Source organism: Streptomyces melanosporofaciens (genome assembly GCF_900105695.1).
GTDB classification, from domain to species: Bacteria; Actinomycetota; Actinomycetes; order Streptomycetales; family Streptomycetaceae; genus Streptomyces; species Streptomyces antimycoticus.
The window spans coordinates 6,577,031-6,588,800 of sequence record NZ_FNST01000002.1 but is presented as its reverse complement, the minus strand read 5'-3'; the positions used below and the strand labels follow the sequence as shown (position 1 = coordinate 6,588,800).

Here is an 11,770-nt window from a genome sequence, read left to right as displayed (position 1 = left end):
CTCGGGGCCGCCTACGGCCGGCGGATGCTGCCGGGGGTGGGGAGGGCGCCGCTCCGGCGCTCCGACGGCTCGGCCCGCGCCGAGGAGCTCGGTGCCGTCGAGCGCCCGCGGAGGGGGACGTCCCCGCTGTCCCGGGGGCCGGCGGTCTCGCCTCGGGGCCCGCGCGTGGCGCGCTGGCTGGGGACCTTGGACGGCGCCGACGGGGTGGGCGACGCCGAGGGACGACTGGCGGGCGCCGACGGGAGCGGGGGCGTCGTACGGCCCGTCGCGGGCGGCGGGGCGAGCGGCACCGTCGGGCGCGCGGGTGTCTCGGGCGCCGTCAGACGCAGCGGCAGTGCGATGAGGGCGGCGACGGCGCAGGACACGCCGACCCCGGCCGCGGTGCGCAGCAGCCGGCGGCGGGCAGCCGCGCGGCGGATCGCCTCGTACCGGCCGGGGGGCGGGCCGAGGTAGTCGGAGGTCGGCCGCAGGATCACCGCGAGGGGATCGTCGGGTTCCAGCTCCGGGCCGTCGTCACAGTGTGGGGTCAAGGCTTCTCCTCAGGTGGACGCGGAGCAGTTCTCTGGCCGCGTGGAGGTCGGCCTTGACGGTTCCTTCCTTGCGCCCGGTCAGTACGGACACCTCCCGGATCGGCATGTCAGCGTAGTAGTGCAGCAGGATCGGAACGCGCAGTCGTTCCGGCAGCGACTGTACGAGCAGGCGTACCGACGGGTCGGACTGTTCGGCGTGGGGGCGGAGGGCGGCTTCGGAGGTGGCCCGGCGCATGGCCTTGCGCTCGCGCTCCATCTTGCGCCAGTGGTCCCGGACGAGATTGGCCGCGGTGACGTAGAGGAAGCCACGGGGCTCCTCCACGGACGTCCAGCGGGCCCAGAGCCGGGTGAACGCCTCGGAGGCGATCTCATGGGCCGTCTCGTCGTCGTCGACGAGCCGGCGGCACCAGCCGGCGAGGCGTGGGTAGAGGGCGGCGAACAGCTCGGACGCCGCCCTGTCACGGGACCGTTTCAACGCGCTCCATGGTCGTGATGGCACTCGGAGGGGAAGACCCCGGGCCGCCGGTGTGGGTTCCATGGGCCCGGGATCCAGGGGTGGGTCAGGAGCCGGCGGAGGTCAGCGCGGCGAAGGCGATCACGTTGTCGAGGTAGCCGTCGCCGGAGCGCGGGCCGCCACAGGTGATCAGCCGCAACTCCGGTCGGTCCACGTCCCCGTAGACCGCGTCCGCCGGGAAGTCCGCCTTGGCCACCGTCCGTACGGCGGTGATGGCGAACTCCGCCGACGTGCCGTTCTCCAGGCGCGCCACGACCCGGTCGCCCCGGCGCAGCCGCGCGAGGTGCCGGAAGACCCCGTCACCGTAGGCGCCGACCGTGACATGGCCGAGGATGACCGACGGGCCGACCTGTCCCGGTGTCGGCGAGTGCCGGTACCAGCCCGCCTGGTCGTGTTCGGTGACCGGCGGTACCCGCACACTTCCGTCCGGCGCCAGTCCCAGCCGCATGACCGGGGTGTCGACGTCGATGGCCGGGATCCGCAGCCGAACCGGGACCGAACGCCCCAGGGGACGCGCCGCCTTCACGGGGGTCGGGGAAGGCGGTGACGTCCTCCCGGAGCCTGGTCCGGCCGTGGTCTGCCGGGCCGGGTGGCCGCCGCAGCCCACGAGCAGCGAGGCCATCGCCGCCGTGGCGAACGCGCGCCTGGAGAACGGGGTCATGCTCCGGTCGCCCGCCGGCGACGGACGACGAAGACCGCCGCGCCGCCCGCGACGAGCGCAGCGGCGGCGCCCCCGCCGATCAGTTCGCCCTCGGTCCCGGAGCCGGAGGACTTGGCCGTCACGCCGGTGTTCGGCGCGCCCCTCGGGATGACGCCGACCTGGCCGCGGTCCCGCGTCTTGGTCGGCTCCTCCTTCGGGGCCGGGGTGGCGGCGCCCGGCCGGGTCCGCTGCTGGCTCGGGACCGGGCCGGCGGCCGGGCCGCGGGTGGGCGCCGCGCTCTGGGCGGGGGCCGCGGCGGACGAGGGGTCGCGGGGGCCGGGGTCTTCTCGTCGGCGAACGCGGGCGCGGTGCTCACCAGGACGGCGGCGCACGCGAGTGTCATCGCGCTGAGGACAGTTCGGCGCATGAATCGCTCTCTTTCGTCGGTCCGCCCGCTGTGCGGCGGGCGGGTTACGGATCGAGCGGAGAGACGAGGCAGCGGCGCGGCGCGTTGTAAAGAGCCGGCAAAGTATGTCGGTCGGCCCTGTCCGGGCGGAAGGACGGGCTGAACGCCTCAATGAAGGCCGGACGGAAAAACGTCCAGGACGGCCCGTGCGGGCCGTCCTGGACGTCGTGCTCAGATGTGTCAGACGAGGTCGAACCGGTCGAGGTTGGAGACCTTGACCCAGGCGGCGACGAAGTCCTTCACGAACTTCTCCTTCGCGTCATCGCTCGCGTAGACCTCGGCGAGCGCCCGCAGCTCGGAGTTGGACCCGAAGACCAGGTCGGCCCGGGTGCCGGTCCACTTGACCGCACCGGTGACGCCGTCGCGGCCCTCGAAGGTGCTCTGGTCCTCCGAGGTGGCCTTCCACGTCGTGCCCATGTCGAGCAGGTTGACGAAGAAGTCGTTGGTCAGCACCCCGGGCGTCTCGGTGAGGACACCGGCCGACGACTGCTGGTAGTTGGCGCCCAGCACCCGCAGGCCGCCGACGAGGGCGGTCATCTCCGGGGCGCTCAGGGTCAGCAGGTTGGCCCGGTCGAGCAGCAGGTACTCGGCGGGGAGTCGGTTGCCCTTGCCGACGTAGTTGCGGAACCCGTCGGAGGTGGGCTCCAGCGCGACGAAGGACTCCGCGTCGGTCTGCTCCTCGGTCGCGTCGACACGGCCCGGGGTGAAGGGCACCTCGATGTCGTATCCGGCGTCCTTGGCGGCCTTCTCCACGGCGGCCGCACCGCCGAGGACGATCAGGTCGGCCAGCGACACCTTCTTCGCACCGGAACCGGCGTTGAACGCCTGCTGGACGCCCTCGAGGGCACGCAGCACGGTGGCGAGCTCACCGGGCTCGTTGACCTCCCAGTCGCGCTGCGGCTCGAGGCGGATGCGCGCGCCGTTGGCGCCGCCGCGCTTGTCGCTGCCGCGGTAGGTCGAGGCCGACGCCCACGCCGTGGAGACCAGCTGGGCGACGCTCAGGCCCGCGTCGAGGAGCTTGGCCTTGAGGGCCGTGATGTCCGCGGCGTCGATGACCTCGCCCTCGGCCTCCGGCAGCGGGTCCTGCCACAGCAGGGTCTCCGCCGGGACCTCCGGGCCCAGGTACAGCGATTTGGGGCCCATGTCGCGGTGGGTCAGCTTGAACCAGGCGCGGGCGAAGGCGTCCGCGAACTGGTCGGGGTTCTCGTAGAACCGGCGGGAGATCGGCTCGTAGACCGGGTCGAAGCGCAGCGCCAGGTCGGTGGTGAGCATGTTCGGGGCGATCTTCTTCGAGGAGTCGTGGGCGTGCGGCACCGTGCCCTCGCCCGCGCCGTCCTTCGGCCGCCACTGGTGGGCGCCGGCCGGGCTCTTGGTCAGCTCCCACTCGTAGCCGAAGAGGTTCTCGAAGAAGTTGTTGCTCCACTGGGTGGGCGTGGTGGTCCAGGTGACCTCCAGGCCGGAGGTGATGGCGTCCGCGCCCTTGCCGGTGCCGTAGGTGTTCCGCCAGCCCAGGCCCTGCTCCTCGATGGTGGCGGCCTCGGGGTCCGCGCCGACGTGGTCGGCCGGGCCCGCGCCGTGGGTCTTGCCGAAGGTGTGGCCGCCCGCGATCAGCGCGACCGTCTCCTCGTCGTTCATCGCCATCCGGCGGAACGTCTCACGGATGTCGCGGGCCGCCGCGATCGGGTCCGGGTTTCCGTTCGGGCCCTCCGGGTTGACGTAGATCAGACCCATCTGCACGGCCCCGAGCGGGTTCTCCAGCTCACGGTCGCCGGTGTAGCGCTCGTCGCCGAGCCAGGTGCTCTCCGGGCCCCAGTACACGTCCTCCTCGGACTCCCAGACGTCCTCGCGCCCGCCGCCGAAGCCGAAGGTGGTGAAGCCCATCGACTCCAGGGCGACATTGCCGGTGAGGACCATCAGGTCGGCCCAGGACAGGGCCTGGCCGTACTTCTTCTTCACGGGCCACAGCAGACGGCGCGCCTTGTCCAGGTTGCCGTTGTCCGGCCAGCTGTTGAGCGGGGCGAAGCGCTGCTGACCGGCGCCCGCGCCACCGCGGCCGTCGCTGATCCGGTAGGTGCCCGCGCTGTGCCACGCCATACGGATCATGAACGGGCCGTAGTGGCCGAAGTCCGCCGGCCACCAGTCCTGCGAGGTGGTCAGCACCTCGGCGATGTCCTGCTTCACCGCGGCGAGGTCAAGCCCCTGGAAGGCCTCCGCGTAGTCGAACCCCTCGTCCAGGGGGTTCGCCACGGCCGGGTTCTTGGCAAGGATCTTCAGATTGAGCCGCTCCGGCCACCACTGACGGTTGCCGCCCCCCTGAGTCGGATGCGGAGCGCGCTCGTGCGCGACCGGGCAGCCCCCCGCCTCCTCCGTCTTCGCGTCTGTGACGATTGCCTCATGGTTCTCGGACATGGGAATCCTTCCAAGCTGGGCGGATCATGGTGCTCAGGAACTCGTGGCGGTGGAACAGTCGGAGCACAGGCCCCAGTAGATGACCTCGGCCTCGTCGATCGAGAAGCCGTGGTCGTCGGACGCGGTCAGGCAGGGCGCCTCACCGGCGGCACAGTCGACATCGGCGACGGCACCACAGGACCGGCACACGACGTGGTGGTGGTTGTCGCCGACGCGTCCTTCGAACCGGACGGGGTTGCCGGCCGGTTCGATGCGGCGTACGAGGCCCGCCGCGGTCATCGCGTGGAGGGCCTCGTACACGGCCTGAAGGGAGATGTGGCCGACGCGATCGCGTACCCCGGAGGCGATCGCCTCGACACCGAGGTGATCACCGTCCCGGACGGTTTCGAGCAGCGCGACTCGGGCGGCCGTCACCCGCAGGCCGGCACCGCGCAGCTCCTCGGCAGTGGTCGGAGTCTGGGATGCGGTCATGGCGCTAGAACCTACCCGCATAAACGCGAACGCTACAAGGAAACGAGGCGTTAAAGTCTGCCGCAACGCGGAAAAGTTTTGCCCGATTTTCGGGTGCTTTCTCCTTGCGGCCCTCAGAGGCGCTTGGCGCTGCGGAAGAGCCCGGCGTAGAAGCCGTTGCCGTCGATACGGGAGACACCGCCGTTGTCGCCGATGGTGGGGCCGTTCTGCTCCTTGCGGCTGGAGACGAAGACCCGATGGCCGTCGGTGTCCAGCCCCAGGTACAACGCGACATGGTCCATATGGTTGCCGGTGCGGTGATCCATCTTGAAGAACAGCAGGTCACCGGGTTGCAGAACGTCGATGTTGGTGGGCCGGGTGTACCAGGGAGCGGGGCCCTGCATCTTGATGACGTCGACGCCGGTCTTGGAGCGGGCCATGCCGTCGGCGGTGCGCGGCAGGCCGTCGCCGAGGGCGTTGGTCGCCATCAGGGGGTAGCGGGCGCGGTAGCCCATCACCATGCGGATGAAACCGGAGCAGTCCAGCGCCCGGTAGCGGTCCTGGCGCGGGGCCAGCGTGGTGCCGTTGCGGAAGGTGTAGGAGATGCCGAGGTAGTCGTAGAAGTCGTTCTGCTCCAGACGGTCCACGCCGTCCGGCTTGAACGGTCCGAAGACCGCGTCGCCCGCGTACGGGATGCCCTGGGCGTCCTTCTTGACCGGCGCGCCCTGCACATACTGGAAGGCGATCGCGAAGAGGTCTTCCTTCTTGCTGCCGTAGTTCTCCTTGAACCAGCTCTTGAACCACTGCTCCTTCTCGGCGCCCGCGGTCCACGGCTGCGGCATCAGCCGCACCCAGTCCTCGGTGATCACCTTGGACTTGGTGTTCGCGGGCTCGCTGAAGGTGCGCGAGGGGCCACGCAGGGTGGCGGTGCGGGCGCGGTCGGTGAAGGTGGCGAGGATCTGGCCGTTCTCACCGCGCAGGATGGTGCGCTCGGGGTTCTTCAGCCGCTCCCAGGTCTGCTTGCCGTTCTGCCGGCCGGTGCCGCCTTCCAGGGTCAGCTCGTCGATGACCGCCTGGGTGGCGGGCGTCTTGGCCTGCTCGTCCTTTCTGAGCTCCACGGTCAGATAGCCGCTGGCGCCGAGCAGCGCGAGCACGGTGACGGCGTGCAGGACGGGGCGTTTCTTCTTGGGTGGCATGGGATCGGCTCCGGTCGTGGGTCAGGCGGACGGCATGACGCCGAGGAGGATTCCGGCGGTGAGGACGACATAGGCCATCAGCGTCACCGACCCGGTGGACAGCAGGGTGGCCCCCCTGGGCTGGCGGACCAGCTGGTAGGCGATGAGTCCGGGGACGATGAAGCCGAGGGTCTGGTTCGCGTACATCAGCGGGAACTCCAGCGACAGGATGATCATCACGGTCGCCTGGAGCGTCACGCCGAGCAGCACGACCGCGGCGAACAGCCGCTTGCCGTAGAGGATCACGAACTTCTGCATCAGCAGCGTGCCCACATAGGTGAGCACGGTCACGCCGACCACCATCGCGGCCCGCTGCAGATCCTCGACCAGGGTCAGCGCCAGCCAGCCCGGGGTGATCATGCCGCCGGGCGAGAGGTTGGTGGTCAGATAGCAGACCAGCGAGAAGAGCAGCCCGATCGCGATGCCGATGGCGGCGATCTCGGGGGTGAGGACGGCGGGGATCAACGGTGCTGCTCTCCTGGGTTCTGCCCCTGCTGGGAGTCGTCGGCGGGCGGGGCGGGCGGGACACGCGGCTCGAACAGGCCGCGGGGCTGCGGGGATTCGGCGGTGGGGATCACCGCGGGCCAGGGCTCCCGGGAGCCCTGGTCGTGGGTCTGCCGCGGATACGGCTGCTCCTGCTCGGAGCTGCGCTGATGCGGTACGTGCGCCTGGGGCGCGTACCGGTTCTCGTACGCCTCCGGGTAGCGCTGGTAGGGGTCCAGGCGGGGCGCGTAGAGCTGCATCGTGTCCACGTACTCGACATGGCGCTCGTCGGCCTCCGGAGCCGACGGGGCCGCCGGTGCGTCCTCGGCGCTGTCGTCGGCCGGCAGCTCCGCGAGGTGCTCCAGGAGGAGCTCGCCCTGGCCGTGGATGTTGCCGATGGCGACGAGCGATGCGAGGGGGGCGTCGGGACTGAGCCGGCCGAGCAGCTCGGCCATGAACTCCTCGGGGTCCCGGCGGTCGCCGCCGAGGTCCACCGCCCGGCCCCGGTATTCGGCCGGGATGGCGTCGATGGCGGACTTGGCCGGATGCCCGATGACGAAGACGCGCTCGGGGTCGAGGTCGGGGATGATCTCGCCCATTTGGCCGTTGCGCTCGACGCGGTCGGGACGGCAGTTGATGACGACGTTGAGCGGGCGGTGGATGGCGCCGAGGTCGAGCAGCTGGTTGATGTTCATCAGCGTCGACTCGGGGTCGTTGGCCGCGAAGACGTTGGCGAAGCGCAGCTTCTTGCCGTCCTCGGTGGCATACCGCTCGACGGAGAGGACACCGGGGTCCGGCGGGGCGTCGTACATGCCCTGCAGGGCGGTCTCGCGGTCGACGCCCGCCAGCTCGGCGACGGTGAGCGCGATGGCCACGTTCTCCTTGAAGGTGAACCAGCTGAAGCCGCGCAGCTCCTCGTCACTGACCGTCTTGGGGTCGGCGTAGATCAACTGGCAGTTCCGGGCGTCCGCCTCCTCCTGGAGGATGTCGAAGCGGTCCTGCTCGGCGGTGACGCAGATGCCGTTCTCCGGCATGGACCGGCACAGGGAGCGCGCCACGTCGTCCAGCGTCGGGCCCATTTCGGCCAGGTGGTCCTCGCGGACGTTGCACAGCACGCCGATCGTGGAGCGGATCAGCTTGGACTGGTTGATCTCCTGGAGCGCCGGCATGACCGCCATGCACTCGATGACGAGCGCCTCCGGGTTGTAGGCGGCGGCGCGGCGCACGATGCCGATCTGCTCGACGACGTTGGCGATGCCGAACTTGCGGTAGACGGGCTCCTCGGTGGCATCCGGGTGGATGAAGCGGGCCGCCGTACCGGTGGTCTTGGCCACGGTGGTCAGACCGCCGCCGCGCAGGGCGCCCGCGCACAGCCGGGTGATGGAGGACTTGCCGCGGATGCCGTTGACCAGGACCCGGGTGGGGATCATGTCGAGGTTGGTCTGGTGCCGCCGCTGTTCGACGATGCCGGCGATCAGCAGGACGGCCTCGCACACCACGAGCACGGTGTAGAGGAAGAGCACGGTGAGAGCCTCAGTTCCTTCCGACTCCGGCGGGGGTCCGGCTGCCGCCGTCCCGTTTGCGGGGCTGCTCCTGGAGCTGTTGCCGGATCAGCTCCAGGCTGCGGACGACGGCGCCGACCTCGTCGTGGTGGCGCGGGAACAGCACGGTCTTGCGGTCGCCGGCGGCGAGCGCCTCGGCCAGCCCGGCCAGAGCGCGCAGGGGCCGTACGACGACGATGTGCAGCCAGCCCAGGCAGGCGGCCGCGGCGGTCAGTCCCAGCAGTCCGGCCAGTACGGTCCGGTTCTGCAGGCTGTACTCCGGGATCGCCAGGCTGGATGCGGGCTGCCAGCTGGCCAGGGACCACTGGAGCGACTTGGCCGCGCCGCCGCCGCTGAACGGCGCGACGGCCGCGACCCGCACCGTGCCGCCGCGCTGGACGGTGGCGTGCGCCTTCTTGGTGGCGAGCAGCGAGTTCAGGTACGAGGGCGCCTTCTCGAAGGCGATGTAGCCGGAGTCGCCGCCGATGACCCGGCCCTTGGCGTCCACGACACGGACCTCGCCCATGCCCTGGCGGCCCAGCAGCGCGTTGACGAACTCGATGCGGAACTCGCCGACGACGGCGGCGCCGCCCCGGCCGGGCGCCTGGGCGGTGGCGGTGACCACGGGCTTCTTGCCGCCCTCGCCGGTCACCTCGAGGGCCTGCTCGGAGGGGGCCTTGCCGTCCTCGTGGTGCGGGGAGTGGCCGGCCCGCGCGAGGATCTCGCCGTCGGCGCCGAGGACGTACACCGACTCATAGCGGTCGTGGTCCTGCATGGTGCGCTCCAGCACCTTCTTCATGTCCTCGGGCGTGGTGCGGTCCCCGATCAGGGCGGCCACCGCGGACAGATCCGCGTGGCCCTCGTTGAGCGCGCGGCGGACCCGGTCGCTGAGGGTGATGGTGCGGGAGTTCTGGTCGTGGACGATCTGGACCGGGACCTTGACGGCGGAGTCGGCGCGGTTGAGCAGCAGCATCAGCGGGACCGACCAGACCAGCAGCAGGACGGCGCAGACGGCGAGCAGGGCGCGGGCGCCCAGGCCCTTGCGCACGGCCGGGCCCTCGACGTCCGCGGGCTCGCCCTGGAGTTGCCGGCGCAGCCGCTCCAGCGCGGCGCCCACCCGGGCGGCCTCGCCGGCCCTCGGCACGCTCACCGGGCGGGCCAGATCGCCGCGGGTGAGGCGGCGGCTCTCCAGGAACAGCCGGATCAGCGGGCGCTGCACGGTGCCCAGCAGCACGATCACCGCGAGCCCGCCGATGACCAGCAGGGCGCCGGCGGCGGCCACGCCGAAGGCGGGGCGGGTGATCTGGGAGACCTTGGCGGAGACGTCGACCTCGGTGACGACGGTCAGGCCGAGGCTGCTGGCGGTGGTGGCGCCACCGGCCTGGGGGGCGGCGAGCGTGGCGTAGCCGCCGACGGTGCGGACCTCCTTGGCGGCGCCCCCGGTGAGGTGGCCGCTGACACCGGTGTAGCCGCCCGCGCCGGGCTCCTTGGCCTTGACGGGGTGCTGCCGGCCCTTGCGCGCGGCGGTCTTGGCGAACGAGGTGAGCTGCTTCCTCGCCCGCTCGCTGTCCAGGGCGCCGTGGCTGGAGAGCAGATGGCCGGTGGAGTCGACGACGCCGATGGCGCGGCCGGGGCCGAGGTCGACACCGGGGAAGCTGAGGGTGCTGGAGGCGACGAGCAGCTGCTGCGGCCGGCCCTTCCAGGACAGCAGGGCGACGATGATCAGCCGGGTCTGGCCGTTCTCCAGGCGCACCATGCGCGGGTCCAGCCCGTCGCTGCGGGAGAGCTTGGTGAGATCGATCGCGGTCAGCGGGACGTTCTCGCCGCGGGCGGCGAGCATCTTGCCCGATTTGATCTCGATGACGGCGGTGCCGCGCCACTTCTGGTAGACGTTGCCGACCTTGTCGAGGACGGTGTCGGCGGAGACCGGCCGGCCCTCGTTGAAGAGGGTCGCGGTGCTGGTGAGGTCGGTGACCGACTCGTCCAGTGACGCCCGCAGCGCGATGGCGCCGTCCTCGGCGACGTACTGCTGCGAGGTCAGGACCGCCTTGGGAACCAGGGCGTTGTCCGGTTTGCCCAGAGTGAGGGCGGTGATTCCCGCGAGGGAGAGGAGCAGAACCGACAGCACCGCTATGGGCGGCCGAATACCCCCCACAAGCGACATGTCGGCCCTTCGGCGGACCTTGTGCCGCCGCTTCGAGCGCGAAGCGGCCACGGATGGGCTCCTCTCATGCAACTCACACCACACAGAGCGCACTCGAGTGCGATCCGGACCGTCAGACAGCCAGACGGATCAAAGGGTTGCACATCTTAGAGAAATAACGAGAAAACCAGTTTGGTTATGACCAAGGCTGGGCAAACGACGGTCTTCCCTTCTTTGCCGGTCGTTCACCTCTGCGCCATCCTTCGCCCGCTCCATCCTGATATGCCCTCGTAAAACGGGTCGTTACGATGAGACGGTCATGGCGGAGATACGAGCGAAGTCGATCACTGTGGCGGCTGTCACGGTCGCGTTCGGACTGCTCCTGGCGGCATTGAGCGCGTATACGATCGGCCGGTCGGGCGGGGACCCCGCCTCGGACGGCGCGGATGCCCCCGAGGTCCCGCTGGAGCGCAGGATCACCGACTTCACGGCCGGGTTCGGCCCCGACTCCGGCTACCGGGAGCCACGCCGCGCCGAACGCCGGGCCGTCGCCGACGCGGTGGGCCTGATCCTCGACGGACACCCGGACCGCGCCCGCCCGCCGCTCGCCGACGCCGGTTTCCGGCTCCGTACCCTCACCGACACCGGCACCGGCCGCCGCTACGCCGAACTGTCCGACCGCACCGAGGACGGACCCGCCCCGCGCGGCTGGGGCCGGGTCTACGTGGACCTCTCCGCGCCCGCCCGCTGGTCGGTCCAGGTGCCGCACCCGGTCTCCGACGCGGACACCGAACGGCTCGGGGCACGCGTACTCCTGGGCTCCCCCGGCGGCGTCCTGGTACTCGCGGGCGCCCACCGCAGAGCCGGGGAGGACGATGCCGCGGACGCCGCCCACCGTACGGACTCCGTCTTCGACGCGGTCTGCGACGAGCTCGCCCGGCGCGGTCTGCCCGGCGTCCAGGTCCACGGTTTCGCCGACGACTCGGCGCCGGGCCGGGACGCCGTCGCCTCCACCGGCACGGGCTCGGCGGGCCGCGCGGACGCCCGCCGCCTCGCGGCCGCGCTGACCGCACGGCACCTCACCGTCTGCCGCGCCTGGGTCCGCGGCTGTCCCCTGGAGGGCCGCGACAACGTCCAGGGCCGCAGGGCCGCCGCCGACCATGTGCCGTTCCTGCACGTCGAGTTCGCACGGTCGGTGCGCGCGAGCGACACGGGGATCCGGCATGCGGCGGCGGCCCTCGACACGGTGACCTCGCGGTGGGCGAAGGACGACTCAGGCTGACCACCCGGTGGACCTTCCCCGTCCCCCGCCCCTTCCCACTACCAGGGGCTCCGCCCCTGGACCCCGAAGTCCGCTGC

10 protein-coding genes and 1 pseudogene are annotated in these 11,770 nt (G+C 71.3%); 1 reads left to right on the top strand and 10 read right to left on the bottom strand.

Annotation, left to right across the window (positions count from 1 at the left end; genetic code table 11):
- Nucleotides 1-11: 11 nt before the first annotated feature.
- From BLV72_RS31325 to BLV72_RS31280, 10 genes and pseudogenes are all read right to left on the bottom strand, one after another.
- Entirely contained in the window at nt 12-530 is a 519-nt protein-coding gene (locus BLV72_RS31325) for a hypothetical protein (protein WP_093466468.1), read from the bottom strand.
- Entirely contained in the window at nt 514-1,005 is a 492-nt protein-coding gene (locus BLV72_RS31320; RefSeq protein ID WP_014056466.1) for an RNA polymerase sigma factor, read from the bottom strand. Before BLV72_RS31320 ends, BLV72_RS31325 begins: the two co-directional genes overlap by 17 nt.
- A gap of 85 nt (nt 1,006-1,090) precedes the next feature.
- Complete coding sequence (locus BLV72_RS31315) at nt 1,091-1,705, bottom strand: class F sortase (RefSeq protein WP_093466466.1); 615 nt, start codon at nt 1,703-1,705, stop codon at nt 1,091-1,093.
- A pseudogene (locus BLV72_RS31310) lies at nt 1,702-2,111 on the bottom strand (sortase-dependent protein). The gene BLV72_RS31315 and the pseudogene BLV72_RS31310 overlap by 4 nt, the downstream one beginning before the upstream one ends.
- Nucleotides 2,112-2,330: 219 nt before the next feature.
- Nucleotides 2,331-4,559, bottom strand: coding sequence for a catalase/peroxidase HPI (katG, locus tag BLV72_RS31305; RefSeq protein ID WP_093466465.1), 2,229 nt, complete (start codon nt 4,557-4,559; stop codon nt 2,331-2,333).
- Between the two features lie 33 nt (nt 4,560-4,592).
- A complete protein-coding gene (locus tag BLV72_RS31300; RefSeq protein ID WP_059143305.1) occupies nt 4,593-5,030 on the bottom strand; it encodes a Fur family transcriptional regulator in 438 nt (145 codons plus the stop codon).
- A 113-nt stretch (nt 5,031-5,143) separates the two neighbouring features.
- Entirely contained in the window at nt 5,144-6,205 is a 1,062-nt protein-coding gene (locus tag BLV72_RS31295; protein WP_093466463.1) for an NlpC/P60 family protein, read from the bottom strand.
- Nucleotides 6,206-6,226: 21 nt separating this feature from the next.
- Nucleotides 6,227-6,709, bottom strand: a complete 483-nt coding sequence (locus tag BLV72_RS31290) for a poly-gamma-glutamate biosynthesis protein PgsC/CapC (RefSeq protein ID WP_014056460.1) — start codon at nt 6,707-6,709, stop codon at nt 6,227-6,229.
- Entirely contained in the window at nt 6,706-8,250 is a 1,545-nt protein-coding gene (gene pgsB, locus BLV72_RS31285) for a poly-gamma-glutamate synthase PgsB (protein WP_093466462.1), read from the bottom strand. The genes BLV72_RS31290 and pgsB overlap by 4 nt, the downstream gene beginning before the upstream one ends.
- Nucleotides 8,251-8,260: 10 nt before the next feature.
- Complete coding sequence (locus BLV72_RS31280) at nt 8,261-10,432, bottom strand: HAMP domain-containing protein (protein WP_167746428.1); 2,172 nt, start codon at nt 10,430-10,432, stop codon at nt 8,261-8,263.
- A gap of 298 nt (nt 10,433-10,730) precedes the next feature.
- On the opposite strand from BLV72_RS31280, the gene BLV72_RS31275 reads away from it, so the two are divergent.
- Complete coding sequence (locus BLV72_RS31275; RefSeq protein WP_093466459.1) at nt 10,731-11,693, top strand: hypothetical protein; 963 nt, start codon at nt 10,731-10,733, stop codon at nt 11,691-11,693.
- Nucleotides 11,694-11,770: the final 77 nt, after the last annotated feature.